Genomic DNA, 18,405 nt, shown 5'->3' with positions numbered 1-18,405 from the left:
GCGCCGCTCAGCGCGACCACCGGTACTCCGTCTCGGGGCGACCGGGGGTCCCGTACCGCTGCACACGGTCGGCCCGCCCGGCATCGGCGAGGTGCTCGAGGTAGCGCCGCGCGGCGACCCGCGACATCCCGAGCCGATCCGCCGCCTCGCGTGCCGACACCGGCCCCGAGCGCAGCAGCGCGCTCACGCGGCCGAGGGTCTCGGGAGACAGTCCCTTGGGAAGCGTCGGTGCGGGCGCGGTGCGGAGCGTACCCAGCATCGCGTCGATCTCGGCCTGTGTGGGCGCACCCGCCGCCTGCGACACCTGTTCGCGGAAGCGTCGGTACTGCTGCATCCGGTCGTGGAAGTCGCCGAACGTGAAGGGTTTGACGAGATACTGCACCGCGCCGAGGGTGATCGCCTGGCGCACGACCTCCGCGTCGCGTACCGATGTGATCGCGATGACATCGACGGCGCCGGCGCGGGCGCGGAGATGGCGGAGGACATCGAGCCCGGAGCCGTCGGGCATCGTCATGTCGAGCAGAACGAGGTCGATCTCGGCCGCTCGGGGGCTGTCGAGGAGGGCTGCGACCGCGGCACGGGCCCCCGTGCACTCGGCGACGACCTCGAAGCCGTCGAGCCGTTCGACGTAGTGCCGGTGGAGCTCGAGGGTCAGGGCGTCGTCGTCGACGACCAGCACGCCGATCATGCGTCGCGCCTCGGGAGGATGACCGCGAAGGTGGTCGGATCGGACCGCACCGAGATCGTGCCCTCCGCCTCTTCCACGATCGACCGGACGAGCGCGAGTCCCACGCCGCGACCGAACTCCCCGGGGGGCTTCGTCGAGAAGCCGTGGTCGAAGATGCGGTCGGCGACCTCGGCCGGCACGCCGTGGCCGCTGTCGGCGACCTCGACTGCGAGCTCGTCCTCCGCGGTCCGGGTCATGCGCACGTCGACCCAGCGGGGCGCGGGACCGGATGCCGCGGCATCCAGCGCGTTGTCGATGAGGTTCCCGACGACCGACACCGCGTCGACGGGGGAGAGGACCGACCGCGGCGCGTCGGCGTCGATCCGTGCGCGCCACTCCACGCCGCGTTCGGCGGCCTGCGAGGCCTTGCCGAGGAGCAGTGCCCCCACCGTCGGGTCGCCCTCGCGTCGCGCGGCGACCTGGTCGACGAGCAGCTGGCTCTGGCGCGCGTCCTCCGACAGGATCCCGATCGCCTCGGCGGTGCGTCCGAGCTCCAGCAGTGCGATCGCGGTGTGCAGCCGGTTGCCGTGCTCGTGGGTCTGCGCGCGCAGTGCTTCCCCCAGGGTGCGCATGGACTCGTAGGACGAGACCGCGTCGCGCACCGCGCCGGCGGGAAGGTCGCCGGTCACCCGGCGGGTCGCCCGGCGCGCGAAGATCGCGCCCGCCAGTCCCGCCGCGGCCAGGACGACGGCGATGCCGACGGCCACCAGCACGCGCGGTCCCAGGGTCTCGGCGATCGAGCCGATCGTGACGCCCACCGACACGCGCCCGACCACCTCGCCGCCCGAGACGACCGGCACGATCGTGCGCACCGACGGGCCGAGCGTGCCGGTGAACTCCTCCGTGAGGGTCCCGGTGCCCTCGGGGATGGTCCCGAGGTAGCGCTCGCCGATCCGGGCGGGATCGCGGTGGGTGATGCGGATGCCGGAGGGGTCCATCACCGTCACGAAGTCGACGTCGGCGTCCGTGATGACCGCCTCGATCTCGGGCTGCAGCAGACGCGACGCCTCCGCCCGGTCGCCCCGGGCGAGCGCGTCTATGACGCCCGTGCTGTCGGCGATGGTCTCGGCGACCGCGCGCGTCACCCGCTCTGCCTCCCCCCGGACGGCGCGCTGCCCCTCCCAGAGCAGGATCCCGGCCATCGCGAGGGACAGGACGACGACGGCGGCCGAGACGGCGACGAAGACGCGGGATGCCGCGCTCGTCGGTCGGGGTCGCGCCACGCTGCACTCCTCTCGCCGTTGTGGGAACAATACGACCACAACTGCAGGGGCGGAGCGGACAGGCGCACGCTGGTCCCCGTCGACACAGCCGTCGGCTCACGACAACGACTGTCACGCAGGAGAGATCATGGCCCTCACATCCTCGTTCCGGCTTCCCGGATACAACCCGCGCCGCGGCAAGCAGGCCTGGGACAAGCACACCTGGCTCTACGTCTCGGTGATCATCGCGGTCGTCCTCGGCTGCGTGGTCGGACTCGTCTGGCCGACCTTCGCGGTCGAGCTCGAGCCGGTCGGCAAGGCGTTCGTCAACCTCATCAAGATGATGATCGCGCCGATCATCTTCTGCACGATCGTGGTCGGGGTCGGTTCCATCGCGAAGGCGGCCACGGTCGGCCGTATCGGCGGCCTCGCGCTGCTCTACTTCATGGCGATGTCGACGTTCGCCCTGGCGATCGGTCTCGTCGTCGGCAACATCATCCACCCGGGTGAGGGCCTCAACATGCAGGGCGCCACCTACGACACGGACTCGCTGCCCGAGGCCAAGACGACGAGCGAGTTCCTGATCGGCATCATCCCGACCACCTTCTTCTCGGCCTTCACCGGTGAGAGCGTGCTCCAGGTCCTCTTCATCGCGCTGCTGGTCGGCTTCGCGCTGCAGAAGATGGGCGCCAAGGGCGAGCCCATCATGAACGCCGTCAAGAACCTCCAGGCGCTCGTCTTCCGCATCCTGGGCATGATCCTCTGGCTCGCGCCCATCGGTGCGTTCGGTGCCATCGCCGCCGTGGTCGGCAAGACCGGAGTCGCCGCGATCCTGAGCCTCGGTCTGCTGATGGTCGCGTTCTACATCACGTGCATCGTCTTCATCGTCGGCGTCCTCGGCACGCTCCTGTACGCCGTCGCCCGGGTCAACATCTTCCAGGTGATGAAGTACCTCGGCCGGGAGTACCTGCTGATCGTCGGCACCTCGTCCAGCGAGTCGGCCCTGCCGCGCCTGATCGCCAAGATGGAGCACCTCGGCGTCTCGAAGCCCGTCGTCGGCATCACGGTCCCCACCGGTTACTCCTTCAACCTCGACGGCACCGCGATCTACCTGACGATGGCCTCGCTGTTCATCGCCTCGGGGATGGGCGCTCCGATGTCGATCCCCGAGCAGATCGGTCTCCTCGTCTTCATGATCATCGCCTCGAAGGGCGCCGCAGGCGTCACCGGTGCCGGTCTCGCGACCCTCGCCGGCGGTCTGCAGGCCTACCGCCCCGACCTCGTCAACGGCGTGGGCGTCATCGTCGGCATCGACCGGTTCATGTCCGAGGGCCGTGCGCTCACGAACTTCACGGGCAACGCCGTCGCGACGCTCCTCATCGGCACCTGGACGAAGCAGATCGACCGCGAGCAGGTCGCCGCCGTCCTCGCCGGGCAGCGTCCCTTCGACGAGTCGACCCTCTCCGGCCACGGCGTCTCCCACGACACCGACGCGGTCGACACGACTGGCCTCGGCGACGCGGCGCTCGACGAGGCCGCGGCCAAGGAGGAGCGCGCACGCCGGCGCGCGGAGGCGGCGACGCACTGACGGTCCCATGAACGCGGCGGGCCCGGACAGCCAGATGGCGTCCGGGCCCGCCGTCATGTCGGGCCGCTAGGGCTCAGCCGCTCTTGCGTCGGAACTCGCGCTTGGTGACCGCGCCGTGCGTGCTGTGCACCGCCGAGTCGCCGTCCAGGTGGGCCTCACCCTTCCGGCTCTGCGCGTTCTTCTTCTCGAGCGCCTCGCGGAACTTCCGCTTCATGTCATCGGATGCCGCATCCGCGGTCTTCTCGTCGTCGCTCATGCCGCCACGATACGCACCCGGAAGGGCCCGCTGATAGGGTGGGGAGGGTTGCCCGCGGTTTTCCGCGCGGCATCCGCTCAACTTCACAGTGAGCTCATGGAGCAGGCCCGGCAGGAAGCTGGTCCCCTGTGGTGGATTCCCATCCCGTTCCCGCGGATGGTGGTCTTCGACTGGTGGCCAGCGCAGGCGGTCCTCGCGGAGGTCTCCGCGCGCCCATATCTGCCTGTTCCTGCTCCTTCGCACGATCTCGTGCGCGAAACGCGCGTGCGAGTCTAAACAAAGAAGGAGAGACCTCTTGGAAGGTCCAGAAATCACCGCCGCAGAAGCCGTCCTCGACAACGGACGCTTCGGCACCCGCACGATCCGGTTCGAGACCGGACGACTGGCACAGCAGGCGCAGGGCGCCGTTGCCGCTTATCTCGACGAAGAAACCATGCTCCTGTCGGCCACCAGCGCCGGCAAGCACCCGCGTGAGGGCTTCGACTTCTTCCCGCTGACCGTCGACGTCGAAGAACGTTCGTACGCCGCCGGCAAGATCCCCGGCTCGTTCTTCCGCCGCGAGGGACGCCCCTCCACCGAGGCGATCCTCGTCTGCCGACTCATCGACCGCCCGCTGCGCCCGTCCTTCGTCGACGGCCTCCGCAACGAGGTCCAGATCGTCGTCACGGTCCTCTCGATCGCTCCCGGCGAGTACTACGACGCCCTCGCGATCAACGCGGCCTCCGCGTCGACGCAGATCTCCGGCCTGCCCTTCTCGGGTCCGATCGCCGGTGTCCGCCTCGCCCTCATCCCGGGTCACGGCGAGCACGCCGACCAGTGGGTCGCGTTCCCGAACCAGAAGCAGGTCGAGGAGGCCGTCTTCGACCTCATGGTCGCCGGCCGCGTCCTGCCCGACGGCGACGTCGCGATCATGATGGTCGAGGCCGAAGCCACCGAGAACAGCTGGAACCTCATCAAGGGCGGCGCCGTCAAGCCGAGCGAAGAGATCGTCGCGGGTGGCCTCGAGGCCGCCAAGCCGTTCCTCAAGCAGCTCGTCGAGGCGCAGGCGCAGATGGCCGCCGAGTCCTCGCGTGAGCCGGGCGTCTACCCCGTCTTCCCGCCCTACAGCTCCGAGGTCTACGACTTCGTGGCCGGTCGCGCTTACGACGACCTGGTGAACGTCTACCAGATCGCCGACAAGCAGGAGCGTCAGGCTGCCGACGACGCGGTCAAGGACCGTGTCAAGGCCGAGCTGATCGCCGCTGTCGAGGCGGAGCAGCTCCCCGCCGGCGCGCCGATCGAGTTCTCCGCCGCGTACAAGTCGGTGACGAAGGTGGTCGTCCGCGGCCGCATCCTCGCCGAGGGTGTCCGTATGGACGGTCGTGGCCTGGCCGACATCCGTCCGCTCGACGCCGAGGTGCAGGTCATCCCGCGCGTCCACGGCTCGGCGATCTTCCAGCGCGGCGAGACTCAGATCCTGGGTGTCACCACGCTGAACATGCTCAAGATGGAGCAGCAGATCGACTCGCTGTCGCCCACGACGAGCAAGCGCTACATGCACCACTACAACTTCCCGCCCTACTCGACCGGTGAGACCGGCCGCGTCGGCAGCCCGAAGCGTCGTGAGATCGGGCACGGCTTCCTCGCCGAGCGCGCCCTTGTGCCCGTGCTGCCGAGCCGCGAGGAGTTCCCGTACGCGATCCGTCAGGTCTCCGAGGCGCTCAGCTCCAACGGCTCGACCTCGATGGGCTCCGTCTGCGCGTCGACCCTGTCGCTGCTGAACGCGGGTGTGCCGCTGCGCGCTCCCGTCGCCGGTATCGCCATGGGCCTCGTGTCCGACCAGGTCGACGGCCAGACGCGCTACGCCGCGCTGACCGACATCCTGGGTGCCGAGGATGCCCTCGGCGACATGGACTTCAAGGTCGCCGGAACGAGCGAGTTCATCACGGCCATCCAGCTCGACACGAAGCTCGACGGCATCCCGTCGTCGGTGCTCGCTGCCGCGCTGACCCAGGCCAAGGATGCTCGCCTCACGATCCTGAACGTCCTGAACTCGGCGATCGACGCTCCCGACGAGATGGCGCCCACCGCGCCCCGCGTCATCAGCGTGCAGATCCCCGTCGACAAGATCGGCGAGCTGATCGGCCCCAAGGGCAAGACGATCAACGCGATCCAGGACGAGACCGGCGCTCAGATCTCGATCGAGGACGACGGCACCGTGTACATCGGCGCCGTCGACGGACCCTCGGCCGAGGCCGCGCGCGCGCAGGTCAACGCCATTGCCAACCCGACCAACCCCGAGGTCGGCGAGCAGTTCCTGGGCACGGTCGTCAAGATCGCGACCTTCGGTGCGTTCGTCTCGCTCCTCCCGGGCAAGGACGGCCTGCTGCACGTCAGCGAGGTCCGCAAGCTCGCCGGTGGCAAGCGCGTCGAGAACGTCGAGGACGTGCTCGGTGTCGGTCAGAAGATCCTCGTGCGCATCACGAAGATCGATGACCGCGGCAAGCTGTCGCTCGAGCCCGTGGTCGAGGAGTCGGCTCCGGCCGGCGACGCGGCAGTCGAGGCGCCCGCCGAGGCCTGATCCCGCACGTCGCGAACGCCCGTCCTCTTCGGAGGGCGGGCGTTCGCCGTTCCCGGCGGTGCGTGGACAACCGTTATCGAAACGTCATCCCGTGCCGCGTGGGCGCGCGCGTCGTGTCCGAGGGCTGCTCTACCCTCGGAGTGAGCGCATCCGGTGGTGCGTGGACGCATGTCTCCCGGAGCGCTCTGCGAGGAGACGGGCATGGCAGCGTTCGAGACGGCGGATCCGACGTCGCCGACCACCGCGCCCACACTCCACCCGTCCGGACCTCTGCCCGTACACGGGGCTCCGCTGGGCCGCACCGTCCGCGTCCCGCTCGGCGAGACCGGGCTCTCGGTGTTCCCCCTGATTCTGGGCGGCGGCGAGTTCGGGTGGCACATCGACATCGCCGCGGCGCACGCCATCCTGGACCGCTACGTCGAACGCGGCGGGAACGCGCTGCACACCTCCGACAGCTATGCCGCTGGTCGCAGCGAGCACGCCATCGGCCGGTGGATGGCCGCGCGCCGGAACCGAGACGACATGGTCCTCACGGTGCGTGTCGGCCGGGGCGCCGACAACCCCGGATTGGGGCCTGTCAACCTCGTGCGCGCCGTTGAGGCATCCCTCATCCGGCTCGGCACCGATCGCATCGACGTGCTCTCCCTCGATGGCACGTCCGACCGGACGACCCTGCTCGAGGACACCCTGGCGACCGCGGAATGGCTCGTCGAGTCCGGCAAGGTGCGCTCGATCGGTGCCGCGGGGTACCGGGCCGCGCAGCTCGTCGAGGCGCGCATCCTCTCGGCGGCGGGTTACCCGCGGTTCACGGTGCTCGATGTGCCCTACAACGTGCTCCGCCGCGACGAGTTCGACGGCGACCTGCGGCTGGTCGCCGGGGCGCAGGGGATCGCGGTGACCCCCTCGCAGGCGCTCGAGCACGGCTACCTGTCGGGGATGCATCGCGACCGCGAAAATGTCAGCGGCTCGGTACGTGGGCGTCAGCTGGCAGCGAGCATGAACCGTCGGGGCGCGCGGACCCTGCGGGCGATGGATCGGATCGCGGGTGAACTCGCGGTCCCTCCCGCCGCGGTCGCCATCGCCTGGCTGCTCGCGCAACGCGTGGTCGCGGCGCCGATCGTCAACGCCTACGCCGTCGCTCACGTCGACGAACTCGTGCAGGGGGTGGGGGTGCACCTCAGTCGCGCCCACCTCGCCGAGATCGCGCGGGCCACCGACTGAGGCTGGTTTAGGGTGGAAGGAGCCGGGGCAACCCCCGGCGCACTTTCGACGAAGCGAGCAATCAGGTGACGCACTATCTGTATCTGGTGCGGCACGGCGAACACCTCGACGCCGAGCACGGGCTGGCTGACGGACCGCTCTCGCCGCGTGGTCGCCGCCAGGCCGAGCTCCTCGCGGATCGCCTGTCGGGGGTCCCGCTGACCGCCGTGTGGCACTCGCCGTTGCTGCGTGCCGCCGAGACCGCTCGCGCGGTCGCCGAGCGCTTGCCCGCCGTCGACCCCGAACCCACGGCTCTGCTGTTCGACTGCGTGCCGAGCGGGATGACGCCCGACACGCCGCACGTCTACGAGCCGTTCTTCGGCGGAGTGACCGAGGCCGAGACCGACGCCGGCGCGGCGCAGATGGCGGATGCCGGGGCGGAGTTCCTCGCCCACCGTCCTCATGCGCACGAGCTCCTCATCACGCACAACTTCGTCATCGCCTGGTTCGTCCGCGAGGTCCTGCAGGCGCCGGAGTGGCGCTGGTTGACGATCAACCAGGCCCACTGCGGTCTGACCGTCCTCGCGCAGCGCCCGGGGCGGCCGTGGACCCTCGTGGCCCACAACGACCTCGCACATCTCCCCGTCGAACTGCGGACGGGGCTGCCCGACATCCTCTCGGTGTGAGGTGCTGACCGGTCCCGCCGTCGCCGAATGGCTGCCCGTCTCGGCCAGTGCGCTCCTGTTCCTCGTGGTCGCGGCCGGGGTCGCCGGGTGGGTCGACGCCGTCGTAGGCGGGGGCGGTCTCATCCAGCTGCCGGCGCTCGTCATCGGCGTGCCGAAGGATGTCGCGACACCGTTCATCCTCGGCACCAACAAGCTGTCGTCCTTCTTCGGGACGCTCTCTGCGAGCTGGGTCTACCTCCGGCGGGTCCGCGTGCATCTGACGCTCCTGATCCCGCTCGTCGCGGGCGCCTTCGCCGGGTCCGCCGTGGGCGCGGCGCTGTCGCGCTACGTGCCTCGTGAGCTCCTGACCCCCGTCGTGCTCGTCGCGGTGGTCGCGGTCGGCGTGTACACGCTGCTGCGCCCGCGCATGGGACTGCATCACGAGCCGCGGCACACCGCCCGAAGCGCCGTCGTGTGGCGCTCGGGCCTCATCGGGCTCGCCGTCGGCTTCTACGACGGGATCCTCGGCCCGGGGACCGGATCGTTCTTCGTCATCCTCCTCGTCGGCGTCCTCGGCTTCGGGTTCCTGCAGGCGAGCGTGAACGCGAAGATCGCCAATCTGACCACGAACCTCGCCGCGCTCATCGTCTACGGCGTGCATGGCGAGATCATCCTGATCCTCGGACTCCTCATGGCGTGCGCCAACATCGCGGGCGGCTTCGTCGGCGCACGGATGGCCACGCGTGGCGGCAACGGGTTCGTGCGCGTCGTGTTCCTGGTGGTGCTGGGCCTGCTGGTCGTCAAGCTCGCGTGGGACACGATCGCCTCACTCCTGCCCGCCTAGGCTGGAGGCATGACGACGCGTGTGGCCCTCGTGGGCGGGACCGGCAAGCTCGGCGGCATCATCGCCGACGTGATCGCGGCGACGGACGGGTACCAGACCGTCGCGGTCCTCGGGTCCTCGAGCGACCTCAGCGAGATGGACGGCGCCGACCTCGTCGTCGACGCGTCGACGCCGGCTGTCTCCATCGACGTCGTCCGGGCCGCGGTCGAGCGCGGCAAGAACGTCCTCGTCGGCACATCCGGATGGTCCGCCGAACGCATCGCGCTCGTCCGTCCGCTGGTGGATGCCGCGGGCACCGGCGCTGTCTTCATCCCCAACTTCTCACTCGGCTCCGTGATCGGATCGGCGCTGGCTGCGGCATCCGCCCCGTTCTTCCCCTCCATCGAGATCGTCGAGACCCACCGCGAGACGAAGGTCGATTCGCCCAGCGGGACGGCTGTGCGCACGGCGGAGCTCATCGCCGCGGCACGGTCGGAGGTCGGACCGGTCGAGGCGCCGCACGTCGACCAGCGTGCGCGCGGCCAGCAGATCGCCAGTGTCCCGGTCCACTCGCTGCGCCGGCCGGGTGTCATCGCCCGCCAGGAGACGATCCTGTCGGGGCCGGGGGAGTCGCTCACGATCGTGCACGACACGGTGGACCCCGCCGCGGCCTATGCCCCCGGCATCCGCGTCGCTCTCGACGCCGCCCGCGGCGCGTCGGGCATCGTGATCGGTCTGGACGCCATGATCGACATCGGTATCCGGATGCCGCACGCTCAGCGGACCGTGCCCGTCGCCGACGGCGACGTGTCGGGCCAGGTCGCCGCGACGACGGCGCGATGAGGACGCGCCTCGGCGTCGCGATCGTCGCGGTCGTCCTCGTCCTCTACATCGCGCTCGTCGCTCAGCGCGCCGTCCTGCTCGTCGCCAGCGGCGACCCGGTGGGCGTCGCGATGGGCGTCGCGCTCGTGCTCCTGCCGGTGGTCGCGGTGTGGGCGTTGTGGCGGGAGCTGAGCTTCGGTCTCGGTGCCCAGCGACTCGGTCGGCGGCTCGACGCGGAGGGCGGCTTGCCGGACGAGGAGCTCAGCCTGCGCCCGAGCGGCCGCCCGGTGCAGGCGGAGGCGGATGCGCTCTTCCCGGCCTACCGGGACGCCGTCGAACGCGATCCCGACGACTGGCGCGCCTGGTACCGGATGGGGCTGCTCTACGACGGTGCGGGCGATCGCCGCCGGGCGCGTGGCGCCATCCGCACCGCCATCTCGCGCGAGCGTGCCCAGCGCCGCAGTTGAGTGAGCCGCCGCGCCGCAGCTGTGGGCTCAGACCGCCGCCGTGACGGCGTCCTCGACAGTCGGATGCCGGAAGGTGAAGCCCGACTCGAGCAGCACCGCCGGAACGACGTGGGTGTCGGTCGCGAGCAGCGCCTCGACCGCGTCCTTCCCGAGGACCAGGCGGATCGCCCAGAGCGGCGCGCGGAGGATGTAGGGCCGGTGCAGCCGGCGTGCCAGGGCGAAGCCGAGGTCGTTCGCCGTCGCGCGCTCGGGACCGGTCAGGTTCACGGGCCCGGTGACCCCGTGATCCATGACGTGGCGGATCGCGCGGATCTCGTCGTCGAGCGAGATCCACGGCCACACCTGTGTCCCGCGCCCGAGCGGGCCGGACAGGCCGAGTTTGGTCAGCAGGAGCAACGGCTTCAGGACGCCCTCCCGGTGAACGACGGGCGCGGTGCGAAGGAGCGCCGTGCGGGCACCCGAGGCGACCGCCGCCGACTCCCACTCGCCACAGAGATCGGACAGGAACGCGTCGCCGCGCGGCCCCGACTCGTCGAAGACCCGGCCGTGCGCGTCGGGCGGGTAGTAGCCGGTGGCCGACGCGCTCACGAACAGGGGCGCGTCCTCGCCGAGTTCGCGAAGGGCGCGCGCGAGCGTCTGTGTCGGGTGGATCCGCGACCAGACGAGCTGCTTCTTGTATCCGGAGGTCCAGGGGAACCGGCCGATCGTCGCGCCGTTGAGGTTCACGACCGCCTCCGCCCCGGCAAGCACCTGCGGGTCGAGCGGCGTCTCGCCGGGAGCCCAGGTGACCTCGTCCGGTGCCTGAGCGGCGTGACGGACCAGGCGGGTCACGGTATAGCCGTCCGCCCGCAGGGAGTCGATGAGGGCGCGCCCGATGAGTCCCGACGCCCCCGAGACGACGACCCGGCGATCAGGCAAGCGTCGCCTCGAGCGTGATCTCGATGCCGGAGAGGGCTGCCGACACCGGGCATCCCGCCTTCGCCTCATTCGCGATGCGGTCGAAGTCCTCCGCCGACAGGCCGGGGACCGACGCGTTGACGTTCAGGTGCGAGCCGGTGATGCCGGTGCCGGGGATGAAGGTGACGGATGCCGTCGTCTCGACGCTCTCGGGGGGCGTCCCGTTCTCGGCGAGGGCGTTCGAGAGCGCCATGCTGAAGCACGAGGAGTGCGCGGCGGCGATGAGCTCCTCGGGCGTCGTGACCGAGGTGGACCCTTCGCTCCGGGCCTTCCAGTTCACCGCGAACGGTCCCTGGTTCGAGCTCTCGAGGGCGACCTCGCCCGAGCCCTCGAAGAGGGTGCCCTTCCAGCTGGTGGTCGCTTCGCTTGTGACGCTCATGGTCTCTCCTCGGTCGTGGTCGTGACGGATCGAGGCCGAGCCTAAACCTCGACGATGAGCGCGGGATACCGCTTGACGCGACGTCGGTGGAGCGTCAGGCGGTACGACCCACGAGCCCTCCGCGTTGCAGGATCAGCCACAACTGGCATCCGAGGCACAGCCCGAACACGGCGTTGAGGAACGCCGCCATGAAAGCCAGCGCCGCCGCGATCGGCAGCGCGAGCGGGACGCCGAGGAGGTGCAGCAGGAGGCCCACCGTCGTGACGAAGAGGCCGACGCCCTGCGCGAAGCGCGGCGGGCGGGGGTCCTCGAGGTCGACCGGGGGAGCCAGGCGCGGCTGGATGAGGCGCCGGTAGACCACGCCCCACGGCGCGGTGCGGGGAGAGACGACACCCCACAGGAACAGCAGCGCGATGACGAGGACGGCGAGGAACCCGAGGTCGAGGATTCGCATGGGCAGCGGCGTGAACGGAAGCACCCATCCGCTGATCGGAACGATGAACATGCCGCCGCCCAGCGGGGAGAGCCAGCCGAATCCGGCGTCGGTGTGAGCCGTCGAGCTCCCCAGCAGCGCCAGCAGTGTCGCGATCAGCAGCAGCACTGACGTGACGGATGCCGCGAACCGCGGCCCGCGCGGATCGATCCCGCGGACCTCAGCCACGACCGGCTCCTGCCGTCACCCGGTCGAGCTCCATCTCCACGACCTGCCGACCGGGGGTTCCGCCGAACCGCGAGTGCACGACACCGTGCCGGTCGAGGATGAGCGTGGTCGGGGTCTGCAGTACCTGGAAGTGCTTCGCGATGTCGACGCGGTGGGTGAGGTCGACGTCCAGGTGGAGCACCCCTTCGCGGTCCTCCGCGATCTCGCGGAGGGTGCGGTGCACCCCGGGGCAGCGGCCACACATCTCGGTGCTGAACTGCAGCAGGGTCGCCCTCTCGCCGAGTCGCTCGGCGCCCAGACGGGTCGGTTCGACGACCTCACGGGGGTCGACCGCGCGGGGGCGGTTCTGCTGCCGACGGAGGACGAGTCCGATGCCGACCGTGACCGCCAGAAGGACGGTCAGCACGATGATGGCGGGAAGGAGTTCCATGACCGCTCCACAGTAGTGCGGTCCGCCGTGCGCGGGTGCTGTGGGCGTCATCCCGCGTCACCTCGACGGGTAGTGTGTGAGCCGTGAGTGAGCGCACCGACAGCCCCGAGATCGAGTTCCGCAGCGATGTCACCGTCGAGCTGGTGCGCTCGTCGGCATCCGACAGCGACGTGCTCTTCGCAGCCCGCGTCTCGACGCAGGGGGAGCAGACCCTCGAAGCCGCGGCCGAGGGCACCGAGGCGACCGGGCGCGACCGCGGACTCATCAACTACCTCATGCGCGACCGCCACGGATCGCCGTTCGAGCACAACTCGATGACCTTCTACGTGCAGGCGCCGATCTTCGTCTTCCGCGAGTTCATGCGCCACCGGATGGCGTCGTACAACGAGGAGTCGGGTCGCTACCGCGAGCTGCGCCCCGTCTTCTACGTTCCCGCTCCCGAGCGCAACCTGGTCCAGGTCGGCAAGCCGGGCGCGTATCAGTTCCTGCCCGGCTCGGACGAGCAGGTCGAGCTCGTCGCCCGTGAGACGCGCGAGGCATCCGTCGCGGCGTTCGAGAGCTACCAGCGGATGCTGGATGCGGGTATCGCCCGCGAGGTCGCCCGCATCGTGCTCCCCCTGAACATCATGTCGTCGATGTACGTCACGGTGAACGCCCGGTCCCTCATGAACTTCCTGTCCCTGCGCACGACGCGTGAGGGCACGCACTTCCCGTCCTTCCCGCAGCGGGAGATCGAGATGTGCGCCGAGAAGATGGAGAACGTGTGGCGCGAGCTCATGCCGCTCACCTACGCCGCCTTCAACGCGAACGGTCGCGTCGCCCCCTGACTCGCTCCTAGGCTGGCGCGCATGAGTCGCACCGCCCTCGTCACCGGAGCCAGCTCCGGGATCGGCGCAGAGTACGCCCGCCAGCTGTCGTCCCGCGGCGCCGAGGTGGTCCTCGTCGGGCGGGACGAAGCGGCCCTGCGCGCCCTCGCCGACGAGATCGGCGCGCGAGGCGGACGCGCCGAAGCGCTGGTGGCGGATCTCCTGGATCCGGTCCAGCGCGGCCGTGTCGAGGAGCGCCTGGCGGCCGGCGTCGATGTGCTCGTCAACTGCGCCGGCTACGGCCTGCGCCGCCCGTTCGAAGAGAGCGACATCGACGAGGAGGCCCGTCACCTTCACCTGCACGCCGAGGTCACGATGCGCTTGACCCGCGCGGCCCTTCCGGTGATGCTCGAGCGTCGCCGCGGCCGCATCCTCAACGTCGCCTCGGTCGCAGGCCTCGTGCCCCGCGGAACGTACGGCGCGGCCAAGGCGTGGGTCGTGAGCTTCAGCCGCTGGGCGAACGCCGTCTACGCGCCGCGCGGCGTGACGGTCACCGCGGTCTGTCCCGGATTCGTGCACACGAACTTCCACGAGCGGCTCGGTCTGCCGCCGGGCCAGGAGGGGGTGCCGGGCTGGATGTGGCTCGAGGCGCCGCAGGTGGTGCGCGCATCCCTGCGCGACGCCGCCCACGGCCGGGCCGTCAGCATCCCGTCGCTCCGCTACAAGGTCCTCGTGGCCGTCTCGCGGCTCCTCCCGGACCGCGTCGTCGTCCCCGCCGCCTCCCGCGGCCGCTGACGCCGCGCGCCCGAACCGACCCGCGCACGGATGCACGACCGGCGGTGTGCCCGTCGCCGTAGCGGTCGCCCGAGGCGGCACCAGCCCCACCGGTCGTGCATCCGTCACTCCCTCCACAGAAGGCCGCACCGGCCGGCTGTCCGCGGATCCCTCGACCCGTGACCGCCGTCGGCCCACCGGCCGACAGTCTCGACGGATGGACGCCGCCACCATCGCTCATCACCTCCGTGTCCTGGGCGGGATCGCGCGGACGGCGCAGCTGTCTCGCCGCGGGGCGACCCGGGCGCAGATCGCGCGGGCAGTGAATCGCGGAACCCTCCTCCGAGTCCGCAACGGCGTGTACGCCGTGCCGGAAGTCGACACCTCGACACGGATCGCGGCTGCGCACGGCGGCGAGCTGTGGTGTGCATCGTCGACATCGCACGTCCGGATGCCGAGAGCGGGATCGAATCCCTGCTGCGCCTGCGGCTGTCACGCCTCGGCATCCGCCTCGAATCGCAGGTCCTCGTCGCCGGTGTCGGCAGAGTGGACTTCGTGCTCGCCGGCCGCCTAATCCTCGAAGTCGACGGTCGACTGAACCACGAGGGCCCATCGCGGCGCCATCGCGACCTCGTGCGGGACGCCGAGGCGGCCGCGGCAGGGTACGAGACGCTCCGCTTCGACTACGCGCTCGTCGTCCACGACTGGCCGCGCGTGCAGCGCGCGATCCTCGCCGCAGTCGCGCGCATCAGGTGATGAGCGCACGATCCGCGGTGCACGGGGCGAGCGTCCCGAGGGTGGAGGCGACACGCGTCCCGCGGATCGTGCATCCGTCACCACCGGCCGCCCCGCACGACCGGCGGACCCCGACCGGTACCCTGGGAACCATGACGCACTCCGCCAATCCCTTCGGTCAGGTGCTCGTCGCGCTCGTCACCCCCATGACGGCCGACGGCGAGGTCGATTGGCCCGCAGTCGAGAAGCACATCGACGACGTCATCACCGGCGGCGCCGACGGCATCGTGGTGACCGGCACGACCGGTGAGACGAGCACGCTGACGGATGCCGAGAAGCTGAAGCTCGTCGAGGTGGGCAAGTCCGTCTCCGCCGGGCGCGCAAAGATCATCACGGGTGGCGGCTCCAACGAGACCGCCCACGCGATCGAGCTCTACAAGGCCAGTGAGAAGGCCGGCGCGGACGGCATCATGATCGTCACGCCGTATTACAACAAGCCCACCCAGGCCGGCATCCTGACGCACTTCCGTCTCGTCGCCGACGCCGCGGACCTGCCGGTGATCCTGTACGACATCCCCGGTCGCACGGGCGTCCCGATCAAGTACGAGACGATCCTGCGGCTCGCCAAGCACCCGAACATCCTCGCCGTGAAGGACGCCAAGGGCGACTTCAGCGAGGTGAGCCGGGTGCTCAACCAGACCGACCTGCTCTACTTCTCAGGCGACGACGCGAACGTCCTGCCCCACCTCTCCATCGGTGCGGCCGGCCTCATCGGCGTGACGGCGAACATCACCTCGGCGCCCTACCGCGTGATCGTGGATGCCGTCAACCGCGGCGACCTCACCACCGCCACCGCCGCCCACAAGAAGCTCGAGCCCCTTGTGCGCGCCGTGATGACTCACGTCCCCGGCACCGTGAGCGCGAAGTACATCCTCCACGGGCTGGGTCGCATCTCGAGCCCGCGCGTCCGCCTGCCCCTGGTGGGGCCGGAGGAGTGGGAGGCCGCCCTCATCGAGGACGAACTCGCCCTCGTGAGGGATGTCGACGGTGCCGACTTCTCCAATTTCCGACCCGACCGCAACGCCGCCGCAGGCGGTGCCCTTCCGAAGGTGCATGGAACAACCCGATGAGCACGACCGTCTCCGCGCCTGAGGCGCTCGCACCCGGCACGCTCCGGGTGACCCCCGTCGGCGGACTCGGCGAAGTCGGCCGCAACATGACGGTCTTCGAGTTCGACGGCAAGCTGCTGATCGTCGACTGCGGGGTGCTCTTCCCCGAGGAGCACCAGCCGGGCGTCGACCTGATCCTCCCCGACTTCGAGGCGATCCGCGGTCGGCTCGACGACATCGTCGGGGTCGTCCTGACGCACGGTCACGAGGACCACATCGGTGCCGTGCCCTATCTCCTCAAGCGCAAGGCCGACATCCCCCTCATCGGTTCGCAGCTGACCCTCGCCCTCGTCGAGGCGAAGCTCAAGGAGCACCGGATCAAGCCGTACACGCTGACGGTGAAGGAGGGGCAGCGCGAGCAGGTCGGACCCTTCGACCTCGAGTTCGTCGCCGTCAACCACTCCATCCCCGATGCGCTGGCCGTCGGCATCCGTACCCCGGCGGGTCTCGTGCTCGCCACCGGCGACTTCAAGATGGACCAGCTCCCGCTCGACGGGCGTCTGACCGACCTCCGCGCGTTCGCCCGGCTCGGCGAGGAGGGCGTGGATCTCTTCCTGGTCGACTCCACGAACGCCGACGTCCCCGGCTTCACACCGCTCGAGCGGGCGATCGGGCCCGTGCTCGACCAGGTCATCGGCAAGGCTCCGCGTCGCGTGATCGTGGCGAGCTTCTCGAGCCATGTGCACCGCGTCCAGCAGGTCATCGACGCGGCCGCCGCGCACGGTCGCCGGGTCGCCTTCCTCGGCCGCTCCATGGTGCGCAACATGACGATCGCCGAGCAGCTCGGCTACCTCAACGTCCCCGACGGCGTGCTCATCGACTACAAGAAGGCCAAGGACCTGCCCGACGACCGCATCGTCTACATGTCCACCGGATCGCAGGGCGAGCCGATGGCGGTGCTGTCGCGCATGGCGAATCTCGACCACGCGATCGAGCCGGGGGAGGGCGACACCGTCATCCTCGCCTCGAGCCTCATCCCGGGCAACGAGAACGCCGTCTACCGCGTGATCGACGGGCTCACGAAGCTCGGTGCGAACGTCGTGCACAAGGCGAACGCGAAGGTCCACGTCTCGGGCCACGCCGCCGCCGGCGAGCTGCTCTACTGCTACAACATACTGAAGCCGAAGAACGTCCTGCCCGTGCACGGCGAGTATCGGCACCTGATGGCCAACGCGAAGCTCGCGCAGGACAGCGGCATCCCGGCGGAGAACACGATCCTGGCCGAGAACGGCACCGTCATCGATCTGAAGGACGGAGTCGCCCGCGTCGTCGGCCAGCTCGACCTCGGTTTCGTGTACGTCGACGGGTCGTCGGTCGGCGAGATCACGGACGCGGACCTGAAGGACCGCCGCATCCTCGGTGAGGAAGGGTTCATCTCCGTCATCGTCGTGGTGGATGCCGCGACCGGCCGGATCGTCACGGGTCCCGAGATCCACGCCCGCGGTGTCGCGGAGGACGACGCGGTGTTCGACTCCGTCAAGCCCAAGATCGCTCAGGCGCTGACCGAGGCCGCTCAGTCCGGGGTGCGCGATCAGCACGCGCTGCAGCAGGTCGTGCGCCGGACGATCGGCCGATGGGTCAACCAGTCGTTGCGCCGCCGGCCGATGATCGTCCCCATGGTGATCGAGGCCTGACGGGGCCGCTACCATTCGGGCATGCCCGAGTCGTGGTCGCTGCGTCCTGCCGTGCAGGCGGACGGGGTCTTCCTCGGCGACATGGTCGTCGAAGCCGCCAATTGGCGACCCGGCGTGCCGCGGCCGCGACATGAGATCCTCTCGCACCCCGACCACAGCAAGTACCTGTCGGGATGGATGCGGCCGGGGGATGTCGGGTTCGTCGCCGTCGCCGGCGCGGAGGCCATCGGGGCGGCGTGGTACCGCACGATGCCCCGCACCGAACCGGGCTTCGGATACGTGGGCACAGGGGTCCCCGAGCTCATCATCGGGGTGAAGCCGCTGTGGCGCTCGCACGGGGTCGGTCGTGGCCTGTTGCGGCGCCTGTGCGACGAGGCCCGCGCCGATGGCCGCGCCCGCATCTGCCTGTCCGTCGAGCGCGGCAACTTCGCACAGGTCCTCTACCGCAGCGAAGGGTTCGCCGTCACCCGGAGCGGCATCGGGCGCGACACGATGGTCAAACGCCTCGCCTGACGCCCCGATCCGGGCGAGGAGTCGCGTCAATCCGGGC

General features: G+C 70.2%; 20 protein-coding genes and 1 pseudogene. 14 read left to right on the top strand and 7 right to left on the bottom strand.

The annotated features are described in order from the left end of the window. Nucleotides 1–7: 7 nt before the first annotated feature. Nucleotides 8–688, bottom strand: a complete 681-nt coding sequence (locus ACIGEP_RS12990) for a response regulator (protein ID WP_396662058.1) — start codon at nt 686–688, stop codon at nt 8–10. Further along, on the bottom strand, nt 685–1,950 hold the full coding sequence (locus ACIGEP_RS12985) for an ATP-binding protein (protein WP_396662057.1): 1,266 nt from the start codon (nt 1,948–1,950) through the stop codon (nt 685–687). Before ACIGEP_RS12985 ends, ACIGEP_RS12990 begins: the two co-directional genes overlap by 4 nt. 127 nt (nt 1,951–2,077) lie before the next feature. Here ACIGEP_RS12985 and ACIGEP_RS12980 point away from each other — a divergent pair, with 127 nt between their 5' ends. Next, entirely contained in the window at nt 2,078–3,517 is a 1,440-nt protein-coding gene (locus ACIGEP_RS12980; RefSeq protein ID WP_396662056.1) for a cation:dicarboxylate symporter family transporter, read from the top strand. A gap of 73 nt (nt 3,518–3,590) precedes the next feature. Here the strand turns inward: ACIGEP_RS12980 and ACIGEP_RS12975 are convergent, their stop codons facing one another. Beyond that, entirely contained in the window at nt 3,591–3,773 is a 183-nt protein-coding gene (locus ACIGEP_RS12975; protein ID WP_396662055.1) for a DUF5302 domain-containing protein, read from the bottom strand. Nucleotides 3,774–4,068: 295 nt separating this feature from the next. Here ACIGEP_RS12975 and ACIGEP_RS12970 point away from each other — a divergent pair, with 295 nt between their 5' ends. The 6 genes from ACIGEP_RS12970 to ACIGEP_RS12945 all read left to right on the top strand — a co-directional run bounded on the left by ACIGEP_RS12970 (nt 4,069) and on the right by ACIGEP_RS12945 (nt 10,310). Beyond that, complete coding sequence (locus tag ACIGEP_RS12970; protein WP_396662054.1) at nt 4,069–6,333, top strand: polyribonucleotide nucleotidyltransferase; 2,265 nt, start codon at nt 4,069–4,071, stop codon at nt 6,331–6,333. A gap of 201 nt (nt 6,334–6,534) precedes the next feature. Next, the gene (locus ACIGEP_RS12965; RefSeq protein WP_396662053.1) at nt 6,535–7,554 is read left to right on the top strand and encodes an aldo/keto reductase; all 1,020 of its coding nucleotides are present in this window, start codon (nt 6,535–6,537) and stop codon (nt 7,552–7,554) included. A 65-nt stretch (nt 7,555–7,619) separates the two neighbouring features. After that, on the top strand, nt 7,620–8,219 hold the full coding sequence (locus ACIGEP_RS12960) for a histidine phosphatase family protein (protein WP_396662052.1): 600 nt from the start codon (nt 7,620–7,622) through the stop codon (nt 8,217–8,219). A gap of 1 nt (nt 8,220) precedes the next feature. After that, nucleotides 8,221–9,042, top strand: coding sequence for a sulfite exporter TauE/SafE family protein (locus tag ACIGEP_RS12955; protein ID WP_396662051.1), 822 nt, complete (start codon nt 8,221–8,223; stop codon nt 9,040–9,042). 9 nt (nt 9,043–9,051) lie between these two features. Beyond that, entirely contained in the window at nt 9,052–9,864 is an 813-nt protein-coding gene (locus tag ACIGEP_RS12950) for a 4-hydroxy-tetrahydrodipicolinate reductase (RefSeq protein WP_396662050.1), read from the top strand. Then, on the top strand, nt 9,861–10,310 hold the full coding sequence (locus ACIGEP_RS12945) for a tetratricopeptide repeat protein (RefSeq protein WP_396662048.1): 450 nt from the start codon (nt 9,861–9,863) through the stop codon (nt 10,308–10,310). The genes ACIGEP_RS12950 and ACIGEP_RS12945 overlap by 4 nt, the downstream gene beginning before the upstream one ends. Before the next feature lie 27 nt (nt 10,311–10,337). Here the strand turns inward: ACIGEP_RS12945 and ACIGEP_RS12940 are convergent, their stop codons facing one another. The 4 genes from ACIGEP_RS12940 to ACIGEP_RS12925 form a co-directional block, all read right to left on the bottom strand. Beyond that, the gene (locus tag ACIGEP_RS12940) at nt 10,338–11,228 is read right to left on the bottom strand and encodes a TIGR01777 family oxidoreductase (protein ID WP_396662047.1); all 891 of its coding nucleotides are present in this window, start codon (nt 11,226–11,228) and stop codon (nt 10,338–10,340) included. Beyond that, nucleotides 11,221–11,646, bottom strand: a complete 426-nt coding sequence (locus tag ACIGEP_RS12935) for an OsmC family peroxiredoxin (protein WP_064003177.1) — start codon at nt 11,644–11,646, stop codon at nt 11,221–11,223. The genes ACIGEP_RS12940 and ACIGEP_RS12935 overlap by 8 nt, the downstream gene beginning before the upstream one ends. A 94-nt stretch (nt 11,647–11,740) precedes the next feature. After that, nucleotides 11,741–12,307: a DUF4395 domain-containing protein gene (locus ACIGEP_RS12930; RefSeq protein ID WP_396662046.1), complete on the bottom strand. Its 567-nt coding sequence runs from the start codon at nt 12,305–12,307 to the stop codon at nt 11,741–11,743. Next, nucleotides 12,300–12,737 carry a TlpA family protein disulfide reductase gene (locus ACIGEP_RS12925; protein ID WP_396662045.1) on the bottom strand — a complete coding sequence of 146 codons (438 nt, stop codon included), beginning with the start codon at nt 12,735–12,737 and terminating at the stop codon, nt 12,300–12,302. The genes ACIGEP_RS12930 and ACIGEP_RS12925 overlap by 8 nt, the downstream gene beginning before the upstream one ends. 83 nt (nt 12,738–12,820) lie before the next feature. On the opposite strand from ACIGEP_RS12925, the gene thyX reads away from it, so the two are divergent. From thyX to ACIGEP_RS12890, 7 genes and pseudogenes are all read left to right on the top strand, one after another. Further along, nucleotides 12,821–13,564 carry an FAD-dependent thymidylate synthase gene (gene thyX / locus ACIGEP_RS12920; protein WP_396662044.1) on the top strand — a complete coding sequence of 248 codons (744 nt, stop codon included), beginning with the start codon at nt 12,821–12,823 and terminating at the stop codon, nt 13,562–13,564. Nucleotides 13,565–13,585: 21 nt separating this feature from the next. Further along, complete coding sequence (locus ACIGEP_RS12915; RefSeq protein WP_396662043.1) at nt 13,586–14,338, top strand: SDR family NAD(P)-dependent oxidoreductase; 753 nt, start codon at nt 13,586–13,588, stop codon at nt 14,336–14,338. A 196-nt stretch (nt 14,339–14,534) separates the two neighbouring features. Further along, nucleotides 14,535–14,636 (top strand): annotated as a pseudogene (locus ACIGEP_RS12910) (hypothetical protein); the annotation flags it as partial. Between the two features lie 104 nt (nt 14,637–14,740). Next, nucleotides 14,741–15,073: an endonuclease domain-containing protein gene (locus ACIGEP_RS12905; RefSeq protein ID WP_396662042.1), complete on the top strand. Its 333-nt coding sequence runs from the start codon at nt 14,741–14,743 to the stop codon at nt 15,071–15,073. Between the two features lie 131 nt (nt 15,074–15,204). Continuing rightward, nucleotides 15,205–16,182 carry a 4-hydroxy-tetrahydrodipicolinate synthase gene (gene dapA / locus ACIGEP_RS12900; protein ID WP_396662041.1) on the top strand — a complete coding sequence of 326 codons (978 nt, stop codon included), beginning with the start codon at nt 15,205–15,207 and terminating at the stop codon, nt 16,180–16,182. Next, nucleotides 16,179–17,855: a ribonuclease J gene (locus ACIGEP_RS12895; RefSeq protein ID WP_396662039.1), complete on the top strand. Its 1,677-nt coding sequence runs from the start codon at nt 16,179–16,181 to the stop codon at nt 17,853–17,855. Before dapA ends, ACIGEP_RS12895 begins: the two co-directional genes overlap by 4 nt. Before the next feature lie 21 nt (nt 17,856–17,876). Continuing rightward, nucleotides 17,877–18,368: a GNAT family N-acetyltransferase gene (locus ACIGEP_RS12890; protein WP_396662038.1), complete on the top strand. Its 492-nt coding sequence runs from the start codon at nt 17,877–17,879 to the stop codon at nt 18,366–18,368. Nucleotides 18,369–18,405 lie beyond the last annotated feature (37 nt).

Origin of the sequence: Microbacterium sp. NPDC077663, assembly GCF_044542795.1 — a bacterium.
GTDB lineage: Bacteria > Actinomycetota > Actinomycetes > Actinomycetales > Microbacteriaceae > Microbacterium.
This window is presented reverse-complemented; position numbering and strand designations above follow the sequence as displayed.

Coding starts and splice junctions, on each gene's coding strand:
- ACIGEP_RS12935 (WP_064003177.1), bottom strand. CDS start 11,646: ATGAGCGTCACAAGCGAAGCGACCACCAGCTGGAAGGGCACCCTCTTC.
- ACIGEP_RS12925 (WP_396662045.1), bottom strand. CDS start 12,737: ATGGAACTCCTTCCCGCCATCATCGTGCTGACCGTCCTTCTGGCGGTC.
- ACIGEP_RS12950 (WP_396662050.1), top strand. CDS start 9,052: ATGACGACGCGTGTGGCCCTCGTGGGCGGGACCGGCAAGCTCGGCGGC.
- ACIGEP_RS12980 (WP_396662056.1), top strand. CDS start 2,078: ATGGCCCTCACATCCTCGTTCCGGCTTCCCGGATACAACCCGCGCCGC.
- ACIGEP_RS12890 (WP_396662038.1), top strand. CDS start 17,877: ATGCCCGAGTCGTGGTCGCTGCGTCCTGCCGTGCAGGCGGACGGGGTC.
- ACIGEP_RS12945 (WP_396662048.1), top strand. CDS start 9,861: ATGAGGACGCGCCTCGGCGTCGCGATCGTCGCGGTCGTCCTCGTCCTC.
- ACIGEP_RS12975 (WP_396662055.1), bottom strand. CDS start 3,773: ATGAGCGACGACGAGAAGACCGCGGATGCGGCATCCGATGACATGAAG.
- ACIGEP_RS12895 (WP_396662039.1), top strand. CDS start 16,179: ATGAGCACGACCGTCTCCGCGCCTGAGGCGCTCGCACCCGGCACGCTC.
- ACIGEP_RS12965 (WP_396662053.1), top strand. CDS start 6,535: ATGGCAGCGTTCGAGACGGCGGATCCGACGTCGCCGACCACCGCGCCC.
- ACIGEP_RS12990 (WP_396662058.1), bottom strand. CDS start 688: ATGATCGGCGTGCTGGTCGTCGACGACGACGCCCTGACCCTCGAGCTC.
- ACIGEP_RS12915 (WP_396662043.1), top strand. CDS start 13,586: ATGAGTCGCACCGCCCTCGTCACCGGAGCCAGCTCCGGGATCGGCGCA.
- dapA (WP_396662041.1), top strand. CDS start 15,205: ATGACGCACTCCGCCAATCCCTTCGGTCAGGTGCTCGTCGCGCTCGTC.